This window comes from Streptomyces sp. NPDC005784, from assembly GCF_042871525.1.
In the GTDB taxonomy this organism is placed as follows: Bacteria; Actinomycetota; Actinomycetes; order Streptomycetales; family Streptomycetaceae; genus Streptomyces.
The window spans coordinates 179,981-205,149 of sequence record NZ_JBIAIQ010000013.1; the positions used below are offsets into that span (position 1 = coordinate 179,981).

Below are 25,169 nucleotides of genomic sequence, written 5' to 3' on the forward strand. Positions count from 1 at the left end.
GCGAGAGTTGGACCAGGGGGGCGCGTGGTGATCTTAGTGGGGCCTGTCCCGGCGGGCGCGGACGGACCCATCCCTGTCGAAGTCGGAACGGACCTGGCCACCGACGGCCTCGACCTCGTCTACGGAGACGAGGACACGCGAGAAGGAGCCGCTCGCCGTGTCGTCGAGGTCGCCCGCGACGTCTACACCGACGGACTGGACCTGGCACGCCGGTGCGCCGCACAGGCCGTACGGAGATTCGAGGATCTTGACGCGAGCCTGCGGCCCGACGAGATCGAGATGCAGCTCTCCATCAAGGTCGACGCGGGTGTGGCGGCCCTCGTCAAGAGCGGCGCGGAGGCGCAGCTGCAGATCACCTTCCGATGGCAGGCCTCCGGCAGACCGGAAGCGGCGGGGGGCGCGGCCGGGGCCGCCTCATGAGCGGCGCCGCGCCACGGGAGAGGCGCTGGCGCGGGTCGATCCTGCCGTACAGCCGTGTCGTGGGACAGGACGGCCTGAAGCTGGCCCTGGAGCTCAACCGGGTGGCGCCCCGCATCGGCGGTGTACTCATGTCCGGGCAGCGCGGTACGGCCAAGTCCACCCTGGTACGAGGCTTCGGGCTCATGGCGCACGGGGAACTGCCGGTCACCCTGCCCATCAACGCGACCGACGACCGGGTCGTCGGAGGCTGGCGGCTCGACGCCCTGATCCGTGGTGAGACCCTCGAACAGCCCGGACTCCTCGAGGAGGCGCACGACAAGGGAATCCTCTACGTGGACGAGGTGAACCTGCTCGACGACCACGTCGTCAACATCATCCTCGATGTCGTCTCCACCGGAGTGCTGACCGTGCAGCGCGAGGGGATGGCCACCGAAAAGCCGCTCGCCTTCGGTCTCGTCGGCACCATGAACCCCGAAGAGGGCGGACTGCGACCGCAGTTGCTGGACCGGTTCGGGCTCATGGTGAGCGCCACGGATCTGGACGCGGAGGCCCGGCACCGCATGATCCGCACGGTCCTGGCCTTCGAGGAGGAGCGGTCCCTGGACACCTCCGAGTGGCTCGCGCAGGCCGAGCGGGACAACGCCGCCGTGCGCGACCGTCTGGAGACCGCCAGGTCACGGCTCCCACAGGTCGACGTTCCCGACCGCGTCATGCGGCTGTGCGCCGAGGCGGCCGGGCGGCTCGACGCCGTAGGGCAGCGCGGTGAGATCGTCGCCGTCCAGGCCGCCCGAGCCCTTGCCGCTCTGGACGGTTCCGACCGCGTCACCCCGGACCATCTGCTCCGGGTCCTGCCACTCGCCCTGCGCCATCGCCGGCCCGAGGCCGCCCACAACGGCACCTTCGACTGGGGGTCCAAGGACCATGACCGGATCAGAGACCTCTTCGACGCCGGCTGAACCCGCCCGATGACCCTCACGGCCTCCGAACCGCCTGACGACGTGCGACGGCTGGAGCGCGCCTTCCGGTGCGCCGCCCTCGACCCGGCCCTGTCCGGCGTGCTGCTCTTCGACCTGGAGCCGCGGCTCGTCCGCCCGGTCGCCGGGCTCTTCGCCGCGATCCTGGGCGAGCCGGGACCCCCCGCCGCCCGCATCCCGCTCGGCGCCGCAACCCGCGACGAGGAGCTGTGGACCACCTCCCGGCTCGAACGGCAACGGGACGGCATCGCGTTCACCGTCGTGCCCGGCCCCCTCGTCGCCGCCGCGGGTCCGCCACCCCTGGCCGTAGTGCCGGATCTGGCCCATCTCAGCTTCGCCGGCACGAGGGCCGCCGTGCAGCTCCTCGGCGCCGACGTCGTCTGCGTCGAACAGCCGGGGCTACGGCTCCTGGACCGGCCACGGGCCCGCTGGCTCGCGGTGTGCCGCTCCGAGGACGCGGGGCGCGTCACCCCGCACCTCCTCGACCGCTTCGCACTGCGGCTCGCCGTGCCCGGACTGCGCACGGTCCCGGCGGAATGGCCTCACAAGACGCCCTCCGTGCCGGGCGCGCTGGCCGTCAGCACGGACGAAGCCGTCACTCGCGTACAAGAGATCGTCGGTCCCGGCGCCGGCCCGCGCCGCAGCCTCGCCCTGGCCCGGCTCGCGAGAGCGCTCGCCACCCTGGGCGGGCAACGCGAGGTGACGGCGGCGCACTGCGACGAGGCGGCGCGGCTCATCGGGCTGCGGATCACCGAGACACCGCAGGCCTCCGACCGCACGGACGACGGGACGCCCCGCCCGCCGCCCCCACCGCTGCCGCCACCCGGCGACACCGCGCCCCGGGGGGCCCGAAGCGAGAAGAGGCCCCGCCCGGCGGACGAGGCACCGCTGCTCGCGTCGGGCCCCGCCCAGGGAGTCGGCCCGGCGCCGGGCGCTCCGGCCGGCACGCCGTACCCGGAGGACGAGGCGGCGGCGCTGCGCGAGTTCACACCGCTGCGCAACCCTTGGCAACGGCGCTCCGGGCCCGGTTCGGCGCGCGGTGCCGTCGTGGGCACCCGGCGCGCGAGAGACCTGCGGGACCTCGCACTGGTGCGGACCGTACGGGAGGCCGCCATGCACCAACGGGTCCGGGGCCACACGGAGTTCACCGTCACCCCCGTCGACCTGCACAGCAACATCCGTGCCCCTGCCCCCGAACGCCTGCTCACCCTCCTCCTCGACCACACCTGCCGGGGCGACTGGGACTGGCAGGACGCGCTCACCCCGTTCCTCCAGTGGGCCTACACCACGCGGGCCGCCCTCCATGTCGTCGAGGTCGGCGGCGCCGACGCGAGGGACGAGCTGCGTGCCGAATCGTTCGCCGCGCGCGGCGTGCTCGACCCGAGGGTGCTGGCCGCCCTGTACCGGGCCAAGGGGCGGGCCACACCGCTCGCCCACGGCATCGAACAGGCCGGACGGGCGCTGCGCCAGGCGTTTCGCCTCCAGGGCAGCGCCCTCGCGGAGGCCTGGCTGGTGGTGGTGACCGACGGTCGCGGCAACGTTCCGCTGCGGGCCAGCCACACCGGCCGGCTGCGCGGGCCCGTGGGCGCACAGGGTGTCGAGGACAGCCTCGCCGCGGCCGCGCCCCTCGCCGCCCTGGACCGCGGCAGGCTGCGTGTGGCGGTGGTCGACGCGGCACGAACGCCGTACGGGGACCTCCCGTTCGCCTTGGCGGAGACGCTGGACGCCACCGTCGTCGAGGGACGGGAGGGCCATGGGAGCTGACGCACAACACGGCGCCCGATGGCTCTCCGGGACCGGATCCATGGTGCGCCGGGCAGCGCTGCCCGGTCTGAAGGAGGCGGCCCGCCGCGCCCCCGCCTCCCTGCGCAACCTCCGGCAGCCACGCGAGGCCGGGTTCGGTGTCGGAGGCGCCGTCGCGCATCCGTACCGGCGTCTCCAGGACGGGGACGCCGTGCTCTACCTGGTCCGCGCCCACGACGGCGCGGGCCGCGACGCCTACCGGGTGACCGGCTGGTGCGGGGACCTCACTGTCCGGGGCGCGGCCGAATCGCCCCGGCTGAACGCCCCCGGAGCGGGTCTGGGCAACATCCGCCGCGACGGCGAGTACCCGGCCGATGTTCTGCACGCCATCCATCTGTGGTCGCGCAACCAGCCGGAGCTCGGCGACTGGCTGAACCGCGTCCGTGCCCGGCACGGCGCCACCCTGCGGCTCCTCGTCTGGGACGACACGGGCTACGAACTCCCCTGGGAACTCTTCCTGTTGCCCGAGGACCGGGCGCGGGGACTCCGCGAGGCATGGCTGGGCGCTCAAGTGGTCATGTCCCGGTGGACGACCGTGCACGACAGCGGTCACGACCTGCCCCGCGAGACCACGGACTGCTGCGGTCGCGTACTCGGCTACCTTCACCACGAAATGGCCGACGACGGACGGGTCTTCCGCCCGTACGCCCACCAACTCCACGCCAGGATGAGCACGTTCCTCCAGGCCCTCGACACCCCGGGCGAACCCACCGGACTCGTCTACATGGGCTGCCACGGCACGTACGGCGAGACCGTCCCGCGCCTCACCCTCGGCAACCGCACCTGGGCCGAGCTGAACGGCCAGGCCATGGGCGCCCTGCGCGCCGACCGCTCCCTGGTGTGCCTCAACGCCTGTCACTCCGGGCGGGCCGTCCTCAACAGTGCGCAAGGAGAGCAGGCGTTGCGCGGTTTCGCCGAACTCTTCCTGCGCAAGGGGGCCGGCGGCTGCATCGTCACCGCGGGCCAGGTCGGCGACAAGGAGGCCCGCGTGCTGGTGCGCGGCCTCGTCGAGCAGGTCGCCGAACACCCCCACCGGCCCGTCACCCACACCCTGCTGTCCTTCAGAGCCCGCGCGGCCGAGGACTTCGGCCCGCCGTCCGCCGTCCCACCCATCCGCGACGACGACGGCCTGGTGGACGAGGTGGGCCAGAAACGGATCCTGCGACTGCTGTACGCCTTCATGTTCCACTACTACGGTCACCCCCTGACCACGCTGCGACTCACGGCCCGGGAAGCCGGGAAAGGCGGAGCGCGATGAGTCCCCCGCCCGCCCCCGAAGGGCTCCCTCTCCTCATCGAACCCGTCGTCGCCTGGCCGCACCGCGCCGAGACCGACTGCGACTACCTCGTCACGGTCGACCTGCGCGGACCGCTGCCCGCGGACGACGGAGATCCCGGATGGCCCTACCCCGACGAGGAGTTCACCTTCACCGTCGCCCTCGACGGCTCCCCGCACTTCGTCTGTACGGCACTGGACGACCCCAGCGTCGTCCTGCACCGGTTCGGAGGCACCTACGGCCCGGCCGCCTTCCGTGTCTCCACCGGCTCGATCCCCGGTCCCGCCGCGCTGTGGCTGACGGTCAGCAACCAGTGGGGCGTGCCCGTCCGCAAGGCCGAACTGCGCTCGGAGATCTGGGAACGGGACCCGGGCCGCGCTCCGGCGGCCCAGCTCGCGGAGGTCGTACGCGCCCGGCAGTCGGGGCCCGCGCCCCACCGACGGCAGCCACGGACACGCGATGCCGAGCCGTCGACCGTCGTCACCACCGAGCCCGCGTCCGTCCCCGTGAGAACCGGCGCCCAGACCGTCACCATCAGCTATGCCGGATTCAACCGGGGCTGGGCCGCATGGATCGCGGACCGGCTGGAGCGGCGCGGTCAGGCGGTCGCGCTGCACCGCTGGGATCCGCCGGAAGTCATGTCCACGGCGGACTCACTTCGTGAGTACCTGCTGACGTCCGGCTCGGTGCTCCTGATCCCGCACGCGGGGTACTTCCGGAGCGGACCGCGCGGTCACGACGACTGGAACACGGCCCTGCGCGAGGTCGTCGTCCCGAACGCAGACCGCTTCGTCCCCGTCATGGTCACGGCGTCGCCCCTGCCGTCAGCGGTGGCCGCACTCGAACCGGTCGACCTGTCGGGGCTCGGTGCCCAGGAGGCCGAGCGGCGTCTGCTGATCCGTCTGGGCCTGCCGACCTCACCCCTGCCGGACGACGCCGACCGCTCGGGTCCACGCTTCCCCGCCGACGACCCAGCCGTCTGGGGCGGTGTGCCGCGCCGCAACACCGACTTCACCGGCCGCGACGCGCTGCTCGACGAACTGGGCACGCGGCTTCGGGACGCGGAATCCGGCACGGTGGCGCTGCGCGGCATGTCGGGTGTCGGCAAGACACAGCTGGCCGCCGAGTACATCTACCGGTTCGGCTCCGAGTACGACGTCGTGTGGTGGGCGACCGCCGACCAGCTCGGCACGCTTCGTGAGCGACTCGCCCAGCTCGCCCCGGCGCTGGGGCTGAGAACGGGCCAGGAGTACGGCGAACGCATCCGCGCCGTCCAGCAGGCGCTGCGCCGCGGTGTGCCGCACCGGCGCTGGCTGCTCGTCCTGGACAGTGCCGACGAAGTCGACGGAATGGCCGGCCTGGTACCGAGTGGAACCGGTCATGTCCTGATCACCAGTCGTAACTCCGACTGGGCGCTCCACGGTGTCGACCTGCTGGAGGTTCCGCTCTACGACCGAGGCGAATCCATCGACTTCATCCGCCGCCGCGCGCCCCGGCTCACCACGGACGAGGCGTACCAACTCGCCGAAGCCCTGGAGGACCTGCCCCTCCTGCTCGACCAGACAGCGGGCTGGCTGAACGATTCGAGCCTGCCGGTCCAGGAGTACATCGCCCTGCTGGAAGGCGGCGCCGACCGCGACATCCTCGCCGTCTCCGCGGACTTCCCGGTCACCTACCAGACCGCCGGGGCGATCCTCCTGAACAGGCTCCGCGAGACCGCTCCCGAATCCGTCGACCTGCTGCGCCTGTGCGCGTTCTTCTCGCCGGGCTCCGTACCCGTGCGCCTCCTGCGGGGCGTGCCGGCCGGAGCACGGCCGGAGGCCCTGGTCGGACTCATGAACGACACAGACCTGTGGGACAGGACGATCCGGAAACTGTCGCAGTACTCAGTGGCCCGGCTGGAGTCCCAGGCGACCGTCCTGTACTTGCACCGGATAGTGCATCAGGTGACCCGTCAGGACATGTCGGCAGAAGTAGCCGAGGAATATGCTGCCGCGGCCCGCGCCTCGCTCGCCGCGACAGCTCGAGGCCGACCGGGCGACCCCGAGTCGTGGCCTGTCTACGCCGAGATTGTTCCTCATCTGGAGTACGCCGACGCCCTGTACGACACAGACCCGGCCTCGCTGAATCTGGTTCTCGACTGCTTGCGTTACCTCTACCTGTTCGGTGAGTACGCCACCGGGCTTCGCCTCGCCGAACAGGCGGTTCCCGCCTGGCAGTCACGCCTCGGCGCGGACCATCCCCGACTGTGGGACCTCAGCCACCACTACGCCAACCTCCTGCGCGCGGTCGGTGACTACCGGCACAGCGAGACCGTGAGCCGCTCCGCCGCCGAGCGCCACCGGGGCACCCGGAACCGCGGAGCGGGCCCGCAGCTGTACCTGCGCGCCGCGGCCGGCCTTGCGGCGGACCTACGGGCTCTGGGTCGTTACGAGGAGGCGTACGGCCTGTCGCGGGAGGTCTGCGACGCCAACGAGGAGTTCCTCGAGGACGAGAACCACCGGGACGTTCTGGCCGCGCGGAACAACCTGGCGGTCTCGCTGCGCCTGCTCGGCGACTACAAGGGCGCGCTGGACACCGACCGGAGCACTTTGCACGCCCGCTACCAGGTCCTGGGTCGTGGCCACCCTTGGACACTGCTCTCCGAGACGTTCTACGCCATCGATCTGCGTCTCCTGGGCAAAGCGCGGGAAGCCCTCGCTGCTCAGAAGGACTGCGTGGAACGGCACCGTGCGCAGATGGGACGCGATCACCCGCAGACCCTGCAGGCCGAGCACAACCTGGCCATGTGCCATGACCAGGCGGGGCAGTTCGCCGAGGCCGGTTCCCTGTTCGCGTCCGTGCGTGCACGCGGTGAGTGGGTCGTCGGCGAGGACGACCCGCTGAGCCTGATCCTCGCCACCGCCCACAGCTGCTTCTCGCGGGAGCACGGGGACCTCACCGAGGCACGCGAGACCATGGAGTCCGTCGTCGCCCGCTACGAACGCATGCTGGGTCCCACGCATCCGTACGTTGCCGGGGCCCATGCCAACAAGGCCCTGATCCTGCGTGCGGTCGGCGAACGGGAGGCGTCCGTGGTCCTGGCCGACCACGCGTCGGCCGTCATGGCGCGAGCGGTCGGACCGGGCCACCCCTGGGCGCTCGGCTGCGCCCTCAACGCAGCCGCCTCGGCCGCACTCGCCGGTGACCACGAGACGGCCCTCGCGATGGGCCGGGACACCTTGTCCAGGGCTGAGGCGGGCGAAGTCCTCGGCGCCTCGCACCCCTTGACGCTGGCCGCCCGTATCGCCCTCTGCGCCGACCTGCGGGCCACCGGCCACCGCACCGAGGCCGACCGTCTGGAGGCACGGGCCCTCGACGACCTGGCGGCGGCAATCGGCCCCGACCACCCCCGCACCCGCGCCGCGCGAGCCCGCGTACGCCCCTGCTGGGACTTCGAACCCCTGACGACCTGATCCGGGCCGGCCCGCCGCACAAACCGGAGACCCGGCCCCCTCGAAAGGGAACCGGGTCTCCGAAGCCGTACAGGCCAGGCCTGTCGGTGGTGTGCCGGAGGCCTACGCCTCGAACACCTCACGCACCAACTGCTCCTGCTCCGCCTGGTGCCGCTTCGCGGAACCGACGGCGGGGGAGGAGGAGTGCGGACGCGAGATGCGGCGCAGACGCTCGCCGTGCGGGACGTCGGCGCCGACCGCCAGGTCCAGGTGGTCGATCAGGTTGAGCGCGATGAACGGCCAGGCACCCTGGTTCGCCGGCTCCTCCTGGGCCCACAGGTACTTCTCGGCGTTCGGGTACTTGGCGATCTCCGCCTGGAGCTCGGCACCCGGCAGCGGGTACAGGCGCTCGATACGGATGATCGCCGTGTCCGTGCTGCCGAGCTTCTTCCGCTCGGCCTCCAGGTCGTAGTACAGCTTGCCGGCGCAGAACACGACCTTGCGCACGGCGGACGCCTCGACGGAGTCGTCACCGATGACCGGGCGGAACTGACCCGACGTGAACTCCTCCGCCTTCGAGGACGCCGCCTTCAGGCGCAGCATCGACTTCGGGGTGAAGACCACCAGCGGCTTGTGGTGCGGGTTGTGCACCTGCCACCGCAGGAGGTGGAAGTAGTTCGACGGGAGCGTCGGCTGGGCGACCGTCATGTTGTTCTGCGCGCACAGCTGGAGGAAGCGCTCGATACGGGCCGAGGAGTGGTCCGGGCCCTGGCCCTCGTAGCCGTGCGGGAGCAGCAGGGTGACGCCGGACGTCTGGCCCCACTTCTGCTCGGCGGCCGAGATGTACTCGTCGACGACCGTCTGCGCGCCGTTGACGAAGTCACCGAACTGCGCCTCCCACATGACCAGCGCGTCCGCGCGGGCCAGCGAGTAGCCGTACTCGAAGCCCATGACCGCGTACTCGGAGAGCAGCGAGTCGTAGACGTTCAGGCGGGCCTGGTCGTCCGAGAGGTACTGGAGCGGGGTGTAGTCCTCGCCCGTGACCCGGTCGATCAGCACCGCGTGACGCGTACCGAAGGTGCCGCGGCGCGAGTCCTGGCCGGACAGCCGGACCGGCGTGCCCTCCAGGAGCAGCGAACCGATGGCGAGGGTCTCGCCCATGCCCCAGTCGATCGTGCCGTCCTCGATCATCGCCGCACGGCGCTGGAGCTGCGGGAGCAGCCGCGGGTGCACGGTGACGTTGTCGGGGATGTTGACCTGGGACTCGGCGATCCGCTTCACGATCTCCTGGGAGACCGCGGTGGACACGGCGACCGGGAACTCGGCCTGGACGTCCGGGATGTGAGCCTCGGGCACCTGCGCGACGGCCTCGCGGACCTCGGTGAAGACCTTCTCCAGCTGGCCCTGGAAGTCCTGCAGCGCCTGCTCGGCCTCTTCGAGGGTGATGTCGCCGCGACCGATCAGGGACTCGGTGTAGAGCTTGCGCACCGAGCGCTTCTTGTCGATCAGGTCGTACATCAGCGGCTGCGTGAACGCCGGGTTGTCGGACTCGTTGTGTCCGCGGCGGCGGTAGCAGATGAGGTCGATCACGACGTCCTTGTTGAACGCCTGGCGGAACTCGAAGGCCAGCCGCGCGACACGGACGACGGCCTCGGGGTCGTCGCCGTTCACGTGGAAGATCGGCGCCTCGATCATGCGGGCCACGTCGGTGGCGTACATGGAGGAGCGCGACGACTCCGGGGCGGCGGTGAAGCCGACCTGGTTGTTGATGACGATGTGGACCGTGCCGCCCGTGCGGTAGCCGCGCAGCTGCGACATGTTGAGCGTCTCGGCGACCACACCCTGGCCGGCGAAGGCCGCGTCACCGTGCAGGGCGACGGGCAGGACCGTGAAGTCCGTGCCGCCCTTGTTGATGATGTCCTGCTTGGCGCGGACGATGCCCTCGATGACCGGGTCGACCGTCTCCAGGTGGGACGGGTTGGCGGCCAGCGAGACCTTGATCTGCTCGCCGTCCAGACCGGTGAAGGTGCCCTGGGCGCCCAGGTGGTACTTCACGTCGCCGGAGCCGTGCATCGACTTCGGGTCGAGGTTGCCCTCGAACTCGCGGAAGATCTGCGCGTACGACTTGCCGACGATGTTCGCGAGGACGTTCAGCCGGCCGCGGTGGGCCATGCCGATGACGACCTCGTCCAGGCGGGACTCCGCGGCGCTGTCGATGACGGCGTCGAGGAGCGGGATGACGGACTCGCCGCCCTCCAGGGAGAAGCGCTTCTGGCCGACGTACTTCGTCTGCAGGAAGGTCTCGAAGGCCTCCGCCGCGTTCAGGCGGCGCAGGATGCGCAGCTGCTCCTCGCGCTCCGGCTTGGTGTGCGGGCGCTCGATGCGGTCCTGGATCCACTTGCGCTGCTTCGGGTCCTGGATGTGCATGAACTCGATACCGGTGGTGCGGCAGTACGAGTCGCGCAGCACACCGAGGATGTCGCGCAACCTCATCAGGGACTTGCCCGCGAAGCCGCCGACGGCGAACTCGCGCTCCAGGTCCCAGAGGGTGAGGCCGTGCTCGGTGATGTCGAGGTCGGGGTGCTTGCGCTGCTTGTACTCCAGCGGGTCGGTGTCGGCCATGACGTGGCCGCGGACCCGGTAGGAGTGGATCAGCTCGAAGACACGGGCGGCCTTCGTGACGTCGTCGTCGTGGCTGGCGTCGATGTCCTTGAGCCAGCGGACCGGCTCGTAGGGAATCCGCAGCGACTCGAAGACCTCGTCGTAGAAGCCGGTCTCGCCGAGCAGGGAGTTCGCGACGATGCGCAGGAACTCGCCGGAGGCGGCGCCCTGGATGACCCGGTGGTCGTAGGTCGACGTGAGCGTCATGACCTTCGCGATGCCGAGCTTGTTCAGGGTGTCCTGGGAGGTGCCCTGGAACTCCGCCGGGTAGTCCATCGAGCCGACGCCCATGATGACCGACTGTCCGGGCATCAGACGCGGGACCGAGTGGACGGTGCCGAGGCCGCCGGGGTTGGTCAGCGAGACCGTGACACCGGTGAAGTCGTCCATCGTCAGCTTGCCGTCACGGGCGCGGCGGACGATGTCTTCGTAGGCCTGCCAGAACTCGAAGAAGTTCAGCGTCTCGGCCTTCTTGATGCCCGCGACGACGAGCTGGCGGTCACCGTTGGGCTTCACCAGGTCGATGGCGAGGCCGAAGTTGACGTGCGGCGGCTTGACGAGGGTGGGCTTCCCGTCCTTCTCCGCGTAGTGCCAGTTCATCGACGGCATGGCCTTGATGGCCTGCACCATCGCGTACCCGATGAGGTGGGTGAAGGAGATCTTCCCGCCCCGGGCGCGCTTCAGGTGGTTGTTGATGACGATGCGGTTGTCGAAGAGCAGCTTCACCGGGACCGCGCGCACGGACGTGGCCGTGGGCAGCTCCAGCGAGGCGTTCATGTTATTCGCGACGGCACCGGCGGGACCGCGCAGGGTCACGTACTCCGGGCCCTCGGGCGCCTCGGCGGCCGGAGCGGCCTGCGGCTTCGCGACGGCCGGAGCGGCCTTCGCGGGAGCCGGGGCGGCGGCAGCGGGCTTCGGGGCCGCGGGAGCGGCCACCGGAGCGGGCGCGGCCGGGGCTGGCTGGGGGGGAGCCTGGCGCGCCGCGGGCGGCGCGGGGGCGGCCGGAGCGGCCGGGGTGGTCCCTGCGGCCCCCGCGGCCGCAGTACCCGCCGGAGCCGAGGCGGCTGGCGCCCCGGGCTTGTAATCGGCGAAGAAGTCCCACCAGGCTCGGTCTACCGAATTCGGGTCCTGGAGGTACTGCTGATAGATCTCGTCGACGAGCCACTCGTTGGCACCGAAGGCGGCCGCGGGGTTCTTCCCGGCGGCTTGGTCATCGGTCGAGAGACTCGAGTTACTGGGGGACTGTGGCGACACGGCGGCAACCGCCCTCTTCCGCTTCACAAGGTGATGGACAGCGGGAATAAAGGCTACGCCTCCCTGGCCGAGAAGGTCAGGCCGGGCCGGTCCAACGTCGTGTAAGTCACATCGGAATCCGTGTTTCGCCCATGGAAATGGCGGGAAACAAGCGGGGTTCCGCTTCGGATTGGGTACGTCGACCGAGGGCCGCGGCACCCTTCACACGGTCCCGTGCCTGATCACACGTGTACGCCGACGGCGACAGCGATGGATCTTGCGGCTCCGGTTCGAACTTTACGTCAACTTGGCAGAGAAGGGAGTCCCGGAAGGATGACCTGGATCCGGCAACCCCGCTGAGATTCGGCCACACCGATCCGGCCGCCGTGCAGATCGACCGCCCACCGGGCGATGGCCAGGCCCAGGCCCGTGCCGCCGTCGCTGCCCGGACCGTGCGGCGCGGGCACCCCGCCCCGGTTGAACCGTTCGAAGACGCGGTGCCACTCCGACTTCGGGATACCGGGTCCCTCGTCCAGGACCTCCAGGGCCAGTGACTCGGGATGGTCGCCCCGCCGTGCCCGCACCGTCACCCGGCCGTGCGGCGGGCTGTGCTTGACCGCGTTGTCGATGAGATTCGCGACGACCTGATGGATCCGCTCCGGGTCCGCGTGCGCCGTCAGCTCCGGCGGGGACACGTCGAGGTGGAGATGGACGTCCGTGCGGGTGTGGCCGCCGCCGGAGCCCGAGCTGAGGTCCGCGCGCGCGGAGGCGACCATGTTGGCCTCCTTCAGTACGCCGGACAGATACGGCCACACCTCGAAGCGGCGCCTGCGCAGCGGTACGACGCCGTTGTCCAGCCGGGACAGGTCGAGGAGGGTCTCCACCAGCCGCCCGAGGCGCTCCGTCTGTTTCAGCGCGGTGCGCATCGTCTCGGGATCGGCGGCCGAGACGCCGTCCACGACGTTCTCCAGGACCGCGCGCAACCCCGCGATGGGGGTGCGCAGCTCGTGCGAGACATTCGCCACGAGCTCCTTGCGCTGACGGTCCTGGGCCTCCAGCTCGTCGGCCATGAGGTTGATCGTCTGGGCCAGGACGCCCAGCTCGTCCCGCCGGTCGTCACGCACCCGGCGGGTGTAGTCGCCGTGCGAGATGGAGCGGGCCACCGCGTTCATCTCGTCCAGCGGCGCGGTCAGCGAGTGCGCCACGAACTGCGTGATCAGCAGGGTGGCGATCATCGAGAAGACCGTGATGAAGCGGAGCTCCGTCTTGGTGTGCACCGCGATCATCGACAGACCCGTGGTGATGAGCACGGAGATGACGACCAGCGCGCCCAGCTTGGTGTTGATCGAGAAGGGCCGCACGTCACCCCAGGAGCCCGTGCCCCTGCGCTCACCGGACGCGCGCTCGCCGAGTCCGCGTCCTCGCTCGCCGAGCCTGCGTTCCCGTTCTCCGAGTCCGCTCATCACATCAGCCCCTCACGCGGTTCCCGATCACGCGGGTCCCGACGTTCCTACGGAGGCCCGGCTCAGGGAGTCGGGGTCTCGAGTGCGTAGCCGACGCCGTGCACCGTGCGGATCCGCTCGGCGCCGATCTTGCGGCGCAGCGCCTTGATGTGGCTGTCGACGGTCCGGGTACCGGAGGCGTCCGCCCAGTCCCACACCTCGGCGAGAAGCTGCTCGCGCGAGAGTACGGCACGCGGGGTGTTCGCGAGGCAGACGAGGAGGTCGAATTCGGTGGGAGTGAGGTGCACGTCCTCGCTGCGGACCCGCACCCGGCGCTGCGCGTGGTCGATCTCCAGCTCGCCGAGGCGCAGGATGCCGCTGCGCGGAGCGGAGGCCGCGACGACCGCGCGCTCGACTCTGCGGAGCAGGACGTGCACCCGAGCGGCCAGCTCGCGCATGGAGAAAGGCTTGGTCATGTAGTCGTCGGCGCCGACCCCGAGCCCGACCAGCATGTCGGTCTCGTCGTCGCGCGCGGTGAGCATCAGCACCGGCACCGGGCGGGCGGCCTGCACACGACGGCAGACCTCCAGACCGTCGAAGCCGGGCAGCATGATGTCGAGGATCAGCAGATCGGGCTGCCAGGCCTCGGCGGTGTCGACGGCGGCCGGACCGTCGCCCGCGGTTTGCACGAGGAATCCCTCGGCTCGCAGCCGGGCCGCGATGGCGTCGACGATCGTCGGATCGTCCTCGACGACCAAAACCCGGCGCTGAGCGCCGGGGGTCGCCGCCGTACCGTTCTGGGAGGTGTGTGTCTGCTCCATCGCCCGCCCCTGAAGTGTGCTTTCCGGAATCCGTGGGGTGATCCCATGACTGCGCTTGACGCTTGAATGATCCGCGTCAGGCAAGCAGGGTACGGGCAGTCACCGTGCCTCGGCTATCCAGGCCTTACCGCGAGGTACACGAGGTCGGGAACGCCCCGGGCAACGGGGATCTCTTCGGTACGAACCCGATGGAATCCGGCATTCCGCAAGGATTCTTCAAATTCCGGAGAGGGCTGGGCCGACCACACGGCGAGCACGCCGCCCGGTCTCAACGCCCTTGCGCAGCTTGCCAGTCCGGACTTCCCGTACAGTCCCGCGTTGCCCTCGGTGACCGTCCAGTCGGGTCCGTTGTCGATGTCGAGGCACAGCGCGTCGAACGTGTCGGAAATCTCATTGACGTATTCCACGAGATCGGTCTCGACGATGTCGGTGCGCGGGTCGGCGAGCGCCTGCGCCGAGAGCGCGGCGAGGGGGCCGTCACGGTGCCAGTCGACGATGGCCTGTTCGCGCTCGACAACAGTGATGCGCCCCCAGCGGGGGTCCGCGGCGGCGTGCGCGAGCGAGAACCCGACGCCGAGCCCGCCGATCAGCACACTCGGCTCCGGGCGCCCGTCGAGGGCGTCGTACGCCGCGTCCACGAGCAGCCGCTCGGAACGCCCGTCGGAGGTGTCCATCAGAAAGCACCCGTTGGCGATGATCTGCAGCAGAGTGCCGTGGCTCCGCAGCACGACCTCGCCGTACGGGCCCTGACGGCGGTCGATGACCACTGGAGTGTCGTACGAGGCAGTCATGGCCGCCATCCTGGCATTTTCGCCGGCAGGGGTGGCCGGAATTATCGGGGACCGGGCCTCCGGGTCCGGCCCCGCGGCCCGGACCCAGGGCGGTGCGGGGCCGGGCTCCGCTGCGCCGTACGGGGCGGGCCGCGCGGGGCGTGATCGGGGCGGTTCTCCGATTCAGGGGGTGACGGCGGGCCGTACGAGGTTGACGCGGTGACGGACCGGGGATCTCAGGTGGAGGCCCCGACGTCTCGGCCCCTTTCTTGAGGAGTTGCTGAGAATCGTTCTGTACGTGGCGCCGGTCATAGACAGCGATAAAGGGGACGCGAAGGGTGGGTTGCGACGGAAGGAGCGACGCACTGTGGACCCGAGCACCACCGGGCGAGCCGACGCGCCCACCGGCCGAGCCGGTACGTCCACCGGGCCGGCGCCGGGCACACCTCCCCTGAACCGTCTCCCCGGGATGCCGCAGCAGCGCGACGGCTCCACGCCACAACCGGCCCCGGGCGCCACGCCCGCGGCCACGGCAGAGGTCACGGCTGAGGCCCTGTCGACGGCCACACCGATGCTCGGGTCGGCGGGCACGCCCGGATCGGTGGACGTACTGGAAGCGCCGAGCCGGCTCGAACCGGCGGGCATGCCCGCGCCCGGCCCGACCACCGCGCAGGCCCTCGCGACCGACTCCGGCTCCGCCCCATGTGCACTCCCCGGCCGGCTCGGCGGACTCCCTGTCCGGCGGCTTCTGCCCACCCCTCTGGGTACGCCCTTCACCTTCGGGTACGCGGCTGTCCTCGCCGCCACGTCCTACCTCGCCGACCACGCGCACCCCGCGTTCGTCCACGCCCTGCACCAGGCGTCCAGTACGGACGTCGCGCACCTCGCGCGCCACCCGGTACTCGTACTGATCGCGAGCGCGCTGTGGATCGTCGGCGGGATCGCCTCGCCGTACGCGGTCGGCTTTCTGCTCGTGCTGACGGCGCTGGAGCGTCGTACGGGCACGGCGTGGGCGGCCGGTGTCTTCCTGCTCGGCCATGTGGCGGCCACGCTGGCCACCGAAGTGCCGGTCGGTCTGGCGGTGCTGGCGGGCGTCCTGCCCGTCGGCTCACTGCACAGGCTCGACTACGGCATCAGCTTCGGCGTCGCCGCGAGCGTCGGTTCGCTCGCGGGACTCCTCTCTCCCTGGCTGCGCCGACCGCTCCTGATCGGCTTCGGCGCGGTCCTCGTTCAGGACCTGATCCTCATGACCGACCCCGTGACGGACGGGGGCCACCTGATCGCGCTGGCGATCGGCGTCGCGACCTGGCCACTGGTACGGCAGCGGCACCGGCACCGATTCCCCGGGCCGGTCGCGCGGCGCTGAGCCGCGGGCTCCCCGATCGGAAGACGCTCCGATCGGCTCAGGGGCGTCGCGTCCCTGTCGTCGCGGACGCGAGGCGACCCGTTGAGCCGTCGGGGTGACGGCCGACGCGCTCACCCATGAACGCCGTGCGTGACCCGACCGCACCCGGTGTGCTCGCGCGGGTGGCCGCACGCCGGCGCGGGCCGCACGGCCGACCCTCGGGTTCCACGCGTCCTGCTGCTGGTGACGGCAGCGCCCGGCCGTCGGGCGAGGTCCGCAGCGACGGCGCCCGACAGCAACGGCCGGGGATATCCGGCACAGGGCCTAGCTAGCGGGCGGGCGACCCGTTCTGGGCGTCGGACGCGGACTGCCATGCCTGTACGCCCGCCAGGGACGCCTCCTTGGCCTGCCGCCACTTCATGGCGGCCTGCTGGGTCGGAGGCACGTCCATGGCGCGGATCATGCTCCGGCCTGCGGAGAACACGGCGACGGCCGCGATGGCCATGCCGCTGAATGCCACCAGGGCACCGGCCGCGGTGAGCACGGCACCGGTCGTGACGAGCCGGCGGTCGATGTCGAACGTGGGCTGGGAGTGGTGATGGTTCATGACTCCACCTTCCAACGGCAAGTGGTCACCCCGCATCCCGAGCGACGGCGCAAGAAGCCGGGCCGGCCGAGCAGTGGCACGTGCGGCCTGGTGGCGGGCGAGCAGGTGATCCGTGACCGAACCGGACGTTCCGGCGACGACAGCCACTCGATCGGTACCGGGTCCCGCGCGTCGCTCGATCGGTACCCGGTCCGCGCATGGCGGATGACCAGCGGCGATCCGTACGGGTCCGGGAGATCGGAAGTGATCGCTCACAGCGAACAGTCCCCCGGGAACATTGCGGGGCTCCCATGCATTGAGTCGACATAGCTCAACTTGAATGCCGAAGGGGAGATCATGGCTTCGACGTCCGCATCACTCACTTTGCCCGTGCTGCCGCTCGATGACGAGGTCGTGCTGCCCGGAATGGTCGTTCCGCTGGATCTGAACGACACCGATGTACGCGCCGCGGTGGAGGCCGCTCAGGCCGCTGCCCGTTCAACGCCCGGCAAGCCCCAGGTACTCCTGGTGCCACGCATCGACGGGACCTACGCGAGCACCGGAGTGCTCGGTACCGTCGAGCAGGTCGGCCGACTGGCCGACGGCGACCCGGGCGCGCTGATTCGAGGGCGTGGGCGCGTGAAGGTGGGCGCGGGGACCACGGGTCCCGGTGCCGCACTCTGGGTCGAGGGCACCCGGGTCGAGGAGACCGTGCCCGACCCCCTGCCCGGCCGGGTCGCCGACCTGGTGAAGGAATACAAGGCCCTGGCCACCAGCTGGCTGCGCAAGCGCGCCGCCTGGCAGGTCGTCGACCGGGTGCAGCAGATCGACGACGTTTCCGCTCTTGCCGACAATTCCGGTTACTCACCGTTCCTTTCCGTCGAACAGAAGGTCGAGCTGCTGGAGACCGCCGACCCGGTGGCCCGGCTGAAGCTCGCCACCGAGCAGCTCCGCGAGCACCTCGCCGAGCAGGATGTCGCCGAGTCCATCGCCAAGGACGTCCAGGAGGGCGTCGACAAGCAGCAGCGCGAGTTCCTGCTGCGGCGCCAGCTGGAAGCCGTACGCAAGGAGCTGCGCGACCTCAAGGGCGAGGACGGCGAGGACGAGTCCGACGACTACCGTGCCCGCGTCGAGGCCGCCGACCTTCCGGAGAGCGTCCGCGAGGCCGCCCTCAAGGAGGTCGAGAAGCTGGAGCGGTCCAGTGACCAGTCGCCCGAGGGAAGCTGGATCCGGACCTGGCTCGACACCGTCCTGGAGCTGCCGTGGAACGAGCGGACCGAGGACGCGTACGACATCAGGGGCGCCCAGTCCGTGCTCGACGCCGAGCACGCCGGACTGGAGGACGTGAAGGAGCGCATCACCGAGTACCTGGCCGTGCGCAAGCGGCGTGCCGAGCGCGGTCTCGGAGTCGTCGGCGGCCGGCGCGGCGGTGCCGTGCTCGCGCTCGTCGGCCCGCCCGGCGTCGGCAAGACCTCGCTCGGCGAGTCCGTCGCGCACGCCATGGGCCGCAAGTTCGTCCGCGTCGCCCTCGGTGGCGTACGGGACGAGGCCGAGATCCGCGGACACCGCCGTACGTACGTCGGCGCGCTGCCCGGCCGGATCGTGCGCGCCATCAAGGAGGCCGGGTCGATGAACCCGGTGGTCCTGCTCGACGAGATCGACAAGGTCGGCTCCGACTACCGGGGCGACCCGGCGGCGGCCCTGCTCGAAGTCCTCGACCCGGCGCAGAACCACACCTTCCGCGACCACTACCTGGAGGTCGAACTCGACCTCTCCGACGTCGTGTTCCTGGCCACGGCCAACGTCCTCGAAGCCATCCCGGAGGCCCTGCTCGACCGTATGGAGCTGGTCCGCCTCGACGGCTACACCGAGGACGAGAAGGTCGTCATCGCCCGGGACCACCTGCTGCCGCGCCAGTTGGAGCGGGCGGGCCTGGAGAAGGACGAGGTCGTCCTCGACGAGAGCGCGCTGCGCAGGCTCGCCGGGGAGTACACCCGGGAAGCGGGCGTGCGGAACCTGGAGCGGGGCATCGCGCGGCTGCTGCGCAAGGTCGCGGCCCAGCACGAACTGGGGCGCCGGGAGCTGCCGTTCACGGTGAAGGACTCTGACCTGCGCGACCTGATCGGGCGCCCGCACCACGTGCCCGAGTCCGCCCAGGACCCGGCCGAGCGCCGTACGGCGGTGCCCGGTGTCGCCACGGGTCTCGCCGTCACCGGCGCGGGCGGTGACGTCCTCTATGTGGAGGCGTCGCTGGCCGACCCGGAGACGGGCGCGGCCGGTCTGACCCTCACCGGTCAGCTGGGCGACGTGATGAAGGAGTCGGCGCAGATCGCGCTCTCCTTCCTGCGCTCGCACGGCGCGGAGCTCGAACTGCCCGTCGGCGACCTGAAGGACCGGGGTGTGCACATCCACTTCCCCGCGGGCGCCGTCCCCAAGGACGGCCCGAGCGCGGGCGTCACGATGACGACCGCCCTGGCCTCGCTCCTGTCCGGCCGGCTGGTCCGCACCGATGTGGCCATGACCGGTGAGGTGTCGCTGACCGGCCGTGTCCTGCCGATCGGCGGCGTGAAGCAGAAGCTGCTCGCCGCGCACCGGGCGGGTGTCACGACCGTGATCATCCCGAAGCGCAACGAGGCCGATCTGGACGATGTACCGGCCGAGGTCCTGGAGAAGCTCGACGTCCACGCCGTCACGGACGTCCGCCAGGTCCTGGAGCTGGCACTGGCGCCGGCTACGAACGGCGCTGTGCCGGAGGTTCCGGTAGCGGCGTGACGGACGCTGCCGGAAGGGAAGGCCCGGGTCCCGTGAGGGAGGCCCGGGCCTTCGCCGTACGACAGTTGTGCACGTCAGCGCGGTACGTCACTGCCGTACGGCATCCCGTACGGCAGTGAGGTGCCGGGCCTCAGCCGGTGGCGAGCGCCTTGACGCGGTCCAGGGCGCCGTTGAACTTGTCGTGGTCCCCGACCGTCGGGCCGGACGACGTGTACTGCCAGATCGTGTAGTACCCCCAGCCGGCCGGGAGCGTCCCGGGATCGGAGGCGTAGCGCGCGATCCACAGCGGGTTGGCGGAGGCGAAACCGCTGTAGTCGCCCGTGCACTGGGTCCACCAGCTGGCGGCCGTGTAGATCACCGCGTCACGGCCGGTACGGGCCCTGTACTGGGTGAGGAAGCTGCTGATCCAGCTGACCATCGCGCTCTGCGTCTTGCCGTAGCAGGCGGCCCCGTACGGGTTCCACTCGATGTCGAGGGTGCCGGGCAGCGTCTTGCCGTCGCCCGACCAGCCGCCGCCGTGGTCGACGAAGTAGTTGGCCTGGGTGGCACCGGTCGTCGTGTCCGGGGTCGCGAAGTGGTACGAGCCGCGGATCATGCCGATGTTGTACGCGCCGTTGTACTGCTGGGCGAAGTACGGGTTCGTGTAGTACGTCCCCTCGGTCGCCTTGGTGTAGGCCCACCTGACCCCGCTGCTCCACAGCGTCGACCAGGCGACGTTGCCCTGGTAGCCGGAGACGTCCACGCCTTCCGTCTGGGTGGCGTCACCGGTGGACGGCGTCCCGTCCTGACCGTCGTGGGCGATGACCCCCATGCCCATCCGGGCGGAGCCCCGGGCGGGGGTGTCGGCGGCGGAGGAGGGGAGGGTGGAGAGGAGGGAGAAGGCGGCGAGCAGGGTTCCTACCGCGAGCGCTCGCAGGCGGTGGGCCGTTCCGGATCTGTGCACGGGCATGTGCGTGCCTCCGAAGGGCGATGGAGCTCCGGGGGCCCGGGGGAGCCCGATGGAACTCGGTGGGGGGAGAGCGCGGGCACGCGTGCCGTAGGGGGGATCAGGTCGTCCTTGGCCTGGGGTGGCGTGCGCATGCCAGCAGATAAGTGTCTGATAAAGAAGCTACGCACGTAGACGGCGACGTGGAAGAGGGGCCGGAGGCTGCCGTTGGTCTACGCCTGCGAAATACTGGCGGAGCTGCGACAACGGCGAGTTCTGGCAGAAACTTTCAGGATCGGGAAACCGAGTCAGGGGTGCTGACGTGCACGAGGGCGGAAACGACGGCGGAAGTCCGGTCGAATCCGGTGTGTCGGGAAATGGTGTGGACCGGCGCGCGACGCACGGCGGCGTGGAGCGCGAGTTCCTCTCCCTGGAGCGCGAGTTGACCGTGTTCCTGCGCCGCGCCCGTGCCAGCCAGGGGGAGATGGCCCGCGAGGTCCATCCGGACCTGGAGTCCGCCGCGTACGGACTCCTCGTCCGTCTGGAGGAGTGCGGCCGGCAGCGCGCCACGGAACTCGCCGCCTACATCGGCGTCGGCAAGGCCACCATGTCCCGGCAGCTGCGCGCCCTGGAGGAGTTGGGCCTGGTCGCGCGCGAACCCGACCCCGCCGACGGCCGCGCCTGGCTCGTCCATCTCACGGAAGAGGGCCGCGGCCGCGTCAGCAGCGTCCGCGAGGCCCGCCGCGCCCGCTATGTCCGCCAACTCGCCCACTGGGACCAGAACGAGGTCGCGGAACTCGCCCGGCTGCTGCATCAGCTGAACCGCGGCATGGAGAAGTAGCTCCCGCCCGACGGCCGTCCGCAGCTCCTCCACCGTCCACCGCCCCTCCGCCGTCCACCTCTCCTCACAGCTCCGCGAACACCACCGTCGCGTCGTCGTGCGTCTTGCCCCGCCGAGGACGCGACCGCTCCCGCGCGTCCTCGCGCTCCAGCGCCCGTACGCGCTCGACGAGCGACAGGGAGCCCTCTTCGCGCACGAGGGCGAACAGCTCGGCCCAGTCGCCCGCGTGGAACCTCTCCACCCAGCGGGTGGCGCCGTCCGTGAGGGCCGCCAGGGCGCGGACGGAGGAGCGGGGGAGTCTGCCCGTCACCGCGCGCGAGGCCACCGACGGGTCCGCGGCCGCCGTGAAGAAGCCGCCCTCCTTGTTGCGGGCGACGGTGTCGGCGACGGCGTCCGTGGTGAGCGTGCCACGAGGGAGGCGGGAAAGGCGGTCGTCCAGCAGGACGGTGACCTCGCCGGCCGGGGATTCCACCAGCAGGGCCGAGTCCGAGAGGACCAGGTATTCGACCTCCGGCGCGGACCACCGCGCGAGGACCACGGTTGCCTGGGGTGTGCGCGGGTGAGAAAGGTCACAGGTGGCGGCGTGTGCGTCGGCGACGCGGCGAATCGCCTGCGCCAGGACCTCGGACAGGGGTAAATCCCCCTGCGAAACGGACAGTTCGGTCAGCACTCCGCCGAGTCGAGCGGAGAACCAGGGGACCGAATGCACGCAGCCGTAGTCGCCCCGAGGAGGTGTCACCCCGTCGAGCACGACCAGTGAACCGCCCTGTCCTGAAGCGGGAAGCCCGACCGATGCGAAGTCCTCATTGGGGCGGCCAGGGTCCCCGGGCTCCGATACGAGTTCAGTGCGCATTCCGTCAGTCTGCACGAGCCCTTCACAAGGTCCCCGAAAGGTCGGCAGGGAACGCTCGATATGCGGACCAGCAGCTCAGGCGCCCGGTTTGGCAAGGAATGATCGACTCCGGCAACGCGTGGCGGCGAATACTGCCAAAGCGCGTCCCGGACGTCCAACCGGCCCGCCGCGGGCGCCCGCGGCGGGCGGCCAGGGACTTGCCCGCCAACTCCCCTCCGATGTTCACTCCTTCGGGTGGCGGGTCGGATGATGCGGGACCACTGCCCACCGGCACTGGGAGGGTCGGGAGCCGTACCGGGCGGACGCCGCGATTGACGGGACGTCACCCGGGCCCCAAATGGGTACACGAGTCAGGAATGCGAGCACCGGTGCAGAAGACGCGGCCGAGGCGCACAGGCAAGAAGACGGCCTCCAACTCCACAGAGGGTGGCGCCGTCGGCGACGCCACCGACTCCACAGGCCGGGGCAGGACCGCCCACGTACGCAACCGGCTGATCGTGGCCGTGGCGGTCGTCGCGGCCGCCATCGCCGGAGCCGGGGCGCCCACGGTGCTGTCCGCCTCGCAACAACTGAACGATTCCCAGAACCTGGTGACGCTCGCGCAGCGCACCCAGCAGGCGCTGACCCTCGCGCACTCGCTGGCCGACGAGCGCGACGAGGTCACCTCGTACGTCGCCGCGGGCAGGCCCAAGGCCAAGGCGCCCTCCGAGCAGCGCAGCGCCCTGGTCGACCGGCAGGTCGACGAGCTGCGCGCGGACGCGGACGCCCCCTCCGCGCTGCTCAAGGACCTCGACGGCATCGCGGCCCTCAGGCGAGCGGCGCTCACCGGGAAGAGCTCCGCCTTCGAAGCGCACCGGGCGTACTCCGGGGCCATCACCGAACTCCACGCCCTCGCCGAGGACCTGGCCGACCGGATGCCGCCGCGCGCGGGTTCCGGCGCGCACGCCCTCGCCGAGCTGGACACCGCCGTCCAGCAGTCCGCCGCCGCCCGCGGACTGCTCCTGGCGGCCCTCGGCATCCCGCGTACGACCCAGACCGTCTACAACCCGGTCACGGGTCTGATGACGACCACGAGCACGTCGTCGGACGCCGACACCAAGCAGCGCGACGTGCTGAGCGCCGCTGCCCAGCAGGCCCGCGTCCGCTCCGACGCGCTCCTCGCCGACTTCCGCGAGAACGCGCCCAAGCAGGCCGTGGCGTCCTACGACTCCACGGTCACCGGCCCCGACGTCGGCTCCGCCGACCGGTACCTGGCGAACCTCACCGGCCAGCCGAAGCTCTCCGACTCCGCGCTCGGCACCAGCGCCAAGAAGCTGGACGCCGCCCTGTCCGCCCGGATCGACCTGATGCGCGGCGCGGAGGCCTCCCTCAACGACCACCGCACCAAGAGCCTCGAACAGCTGCGGGACGACGACGTCACCGCACTGGAGATCCGCATCACCCTCCTCGGCGTCCTGCTGCTCGTCGCGGCCGGCGTCACGATGGCCATGGCCCGCACCCTCACCCGGCCGCTCGCCGTCCTGCGCCTCGGCTCGGCCCGGCTCGCCGCCGACCCGGGCTCCCAGGAACCGGTCAAGTTCACCGGCCGCAACGACGAGTTCGCCCAGGTCGTCCGCTCCGTCAACGCGCTGCACGCGCACGCGGCCACGCTGCACGAGCGGCTCGCCACCCTCGAAGGCGACCGCAAGCACCTCATCGGCCAGCGCCAGCTGATGGCCGACGAGCGCGACAAGCTGCGCGGCGAACTCGCCGAGTCCGTAGCCCACTTGGAGCAGGTGCGCGGCACGATCCACAGCACCTTCGTCAACCTCGCGCTGCGCACCCTCGGCCTCGTCGAGCGCCAGCTCGGCGTCATCGAGGGCCTGGAGGAGCGCGAGCAGGACCCCGACCGCCTCTCCACCCTCTTCAAGCTCGACCACTTCGCCACCGTCATGCGGCGGCACAGCGAGAACCTCCTCGTTCTCGCGGGCGCCGAGCACGTCCAGCACCACGCGGGTCCGGTCCCGCTCGTCGATGTCGCCCGTGCCTCGGTCAGCGAGATCGAACGGTACGAACGGGTGCGGATCGCCGCGCTGCCCCCGCACGCGCACCTCGCCGGGTTCGCCGCCGACGACATCAGCCACCTGGTGGCCGAACTCCTGGAGAACGCCACCTCGTTCTCGCCGCCCGACGTGCCCGTCGAGGTCTCCGGCTGGCTGCTGGAGAGCGGTGACGTGATGCTCTCCGTGCAGGACGAGGGCATCGGCATGACCGACGAGCGGATGCGTCATCTCAACGCCCGCCTCTCCGAGTTCGACCCGGAGGATTCGTACGACCAGGAGAGCGGCGAGGGGCTCGGGCTCGGCCTGTACGTGGTGGCCCGGCTCGCCCACCGGCATGGCGTACGGGTGAAGCTGCGTGAGCAGAAGCAGGGCGGGGTGGCCGCCGTGGTCGTCCTCCCGAAGGCACTGCTCGCTGCCGCGCCCTCGTCCACCGTCCCCGCCGCCACCCGGCTCGCCGGCGCGGCCCCCGCGGTGACCCTGCCCGGCGCCGACGCCGAGGCCAACTCCAATGTCCTGCGCGGCCGTTCGATCCTCAGGGCCTCGGCATCGGCCTCGGCCGACGACGAGGACCCGCTGATCGCGGCGGCCCAGGCGGCCGTACGGGACGCCACGCCCGAGCCGGCCGCGCAGACCCCGGTCATCCCGGCCCCCCGCGGGCCCGAGCCGGAACTCACGTCCGAGACGACGATGGAGCTGTTGCTCCCGGAGCTCGCTCCGGACACTTCCGGACCGACGGCCCCCGCACCGGAGGACTTCGAACTGGCAGCCCCCGCACCGGCGGCCGCCGCACAGGGATCCTCCGCACCGGCGGTCGTCTCACCGGGATCCTCCGCAGCGGAGTCCTTCGAGCTGCCGGCCCCCGCACGGGAGTCCTTCGGACCGACGGCCCCCGCACCGGAGGACTTCGAACTGGCAGCCCCCGCACCGGCGGCCGCCGCACAGGGATCCTCCGCACCGGCGGTCGTCTCACC

General features: G+C 71.1%; 16 protein-coding genes. 9 read left to right on the top strand and 7 right to left on the bottom strand.

The features are described from left to right. The first annotated feature begins 24 nt into the window (after window positions 1-24). From ACFYR3_RS22230 to fxsT, 5 genes are read left to right on the top strand one after another with little or no spacing between them, the layout of a single operon-like run. Entirely contained in the window at window positions 25-420 is a 396-nt protein-coding gene (locus tag ACFYR3_RS22230; RefSeq protein WP_355844512.1) for a CU044_2847 family protein, read from the top strand. Window positions 421-479: 59 nt separating this feature from the next. Continuing rightward, entirely contained in the window at window positions 480-1,376 is an 897-nt protein-coding gene (locus ACFYR3_RS22235) for an AAA family ATPase (protein ID WP_355844509.1), read from the top strand. A 9-nt stretch (window positions 1,377-1,385) separates the two neighbouring features. Beyond that, on the top strand, window positions 1,386-3,158 hold the full coding sequence (locus ACFYR3_RS22240) for a magnesium chelatase (protein ID WP_389284453.1): 1,773 nt from the start codon (window positions 1,386-1,388) through the stop codon (window positions 3,156-3,158). Continuing rightward, window positions 3,148-4,455, top strand: coding sequence for a CHAT domain-containing protein (locus ACFYR3_RS22245; protein WP_389284455.1), 1,308 nt, complete (start codon window positions 3,148-3,150; stop codon window positions 4,453-4,455). The genes ACFYR3_RS22240 and ACFYR3_RS22245 overlap by 11 nt, the downstream gene beginning before the upstream one ends. Further along, entirely contained in the window at window positions 4,452-7,928 is a 3,477-nt protein-coding gene (gene fxsT, locus ACFYR3_RS22250; protein WP_389284457.1) for an FxSxx-COOH system tetratricopeptide repeat protein, read from the top strand. The genes ACFYR3_RS22245 and fxsT overlap by 4 nt, the downstream gene beginning before the upstream one ends. Before the next feature lie 102 nt (window positions 7,929-8,030). On the opposite strand, the gene ACFYR3_RS22255 is transcribed toward fxsT, so the two are convergent. From ACFYR3_RS22255 to ACFYR3_RS22270, 4 genes are all read right to left on the bottom strand, one after another. Further along, window positions 8,031-11,822, bottom strand: coding sequence for a multifunctional oxoglutarate decarboxylase/oxoglutarate dehydrogenase thiamine pyrophosphate-binding subunit/dihydrolipoyllysine-residue succinyltransferase subunit (locus ACFYR3_RS22255; RefSeq protein ID WP_389284459.1), 3,792 nt, complete (start codon window positions 11,820-11,822; stop codon window positions 8,031-8,033). A 281-nt stretch (window positions 11,823-12,103) separates the two neighbouring features. Next, window positions 12,104-13,264 carry a HAMP domain-containing sensor histidine kinase gene (locus ACFYR3_RS22260; RefSeq protein ID WP_355844494.1) on the bottom strand — a complete coding sequence of 387 codons (1,161 nt, stop codon included), beginning with the start codon at window positions 13,262-13,264 and terminating at the stop codon, window positions 12,104-12,106. A gap of 62 nt (window positions 13,265-13,326) precedes the next feature. Beyond that, on the bottom strand, window positions 13,327-14,064 hold the full coding sequence (locus ACFYR3_RS22265; protein WP_356785375.1) for a response regulator transcription factor: 738 nt from the start codon (window positions 14,062-14,064) through the stop codon (window positions 13,327-13,329). A 113-nt stretch (window positions 14,065-14,177) separates the two neighbouring features. Further along, window positions 14,178-14,855: a spermidine synthase gene (locus ACFYR3_RS22270; RefSeq protein WP_389284493.1), complete on the bottom strand. Its 678-nt coding sequence runs from the start codon at window positions 14,853-14,855 to the stop codon at window positions 14,178-14,180. A gap of 346 nt (window positions 14,856-15,201) precedes the next feature. Between ACFYR3_RS22270 and ACFYR3_RS22275 the strand changes: the two genes are divergently transcribed. Next, window positions 15,202-16,200 (top strand): rhomboid-like protein, encoded by a 999-nt coding sequence (locus ACFYR3_RS22275; RefSeq protein ID WP_389284461.1) that lies wholly within the window; start codon window positions 15,202-15,204, stop codon window positions 16,198-16,200. A 307-nt stretch (window positions 16,201-16,507) separates the two neighbouring features. Here the strand turns inward: ACFYR3_RS22275 and ACFYR3_RS22280 are convergent, their stop codons facing one another. After that, window positions 16,508-16,786 (bottom strand): hypothetical protein, encoded by a 279-nt coding sequence (locus tag ACFYR3_RS22280; RefSeq protein WP_355844487.1) that lies wholly within the window; start codon window positions 16,784-16,786, stop codon window positions 16,508-16,510. 336 nt (window positions 16,787-17,122) lie between these two features. On the opposite strand from ACFYR3_RS22280, the gene lon reads away from it, so the two are divergent. Then, window positions 17,123-19,537, top strand: a complete 2,415-nt coding sequence (gene lon, locus ACFYR3_RS22285) for an endopeptidase La (protein WP_355844484.1) — start codon at window positions 17,123-17,125, stop codon at window positions 19,535-19,537. Window positions 19,538-19,667: 130 nt separating this feature from the next. Here lon and ACFYR3_RS22290 read toward each other — a convergent pair whose 3' ends face one another. Beyond that, entirely contained in the window at window positions 19,668-20,486 is an 819-nt protein-coding gene (locus ACFYR3_RS22290; protein WP_355844481.1) for a lysozyme, read from the bottom strand. A 298-nt stretch (window positions 20,487-20,784) separates the two neighbouring features. On the opposite strand from ACFYR3_RS22290, the gene ACFYR3_RS22295 reads away from it, so the two are divergent. After that, window positions 20,785-21,303 (top strand): MarR family transcriptional regulator, encoded by a 519-nt coding sequence (locus ACFYR3_RS22295; RefSeq protein WP_355844478.1) that lies wholly within the window; start codon window positions 20,785-20,787, stop codon window positions 21,301-21,303. A gap of 64 nt (window positions 21,304-21,367) precedes the next feature. Here ACFYR3_RS22295 and ACFYR3_RS22300 read toward each other — a convergent pair whose 3' ends face one another. Beyond that, the gene (locus tag ACFYR3_RS22300; RefSeq protein ID WP_389284464.1) at window positions 21,368-22,156 is read right to left on the bottom strand and encodes a protein phosphatase 2C domain-containing protein; all 789 of its coding nucleotides are present in this window, start codon (window positions 22,154-22,156) and stop codon (window positions 21,368-21,370) included. 368 nt (window positions 22,157-22,524) lie between these two features. Between ACFYR3_RS22300 and ACFYR3_RS22305 the strand changes: the two genes are divergently transcribed. Then, on the top strand, window positions 22,525-25,169 hold a 2,645-nt coding region (locus ACFYR3_RS22305), incomplete at its 3' end, for a nitrate- and nitrite sensing domain-containing protein (RefSeq protein WP_389284466.1).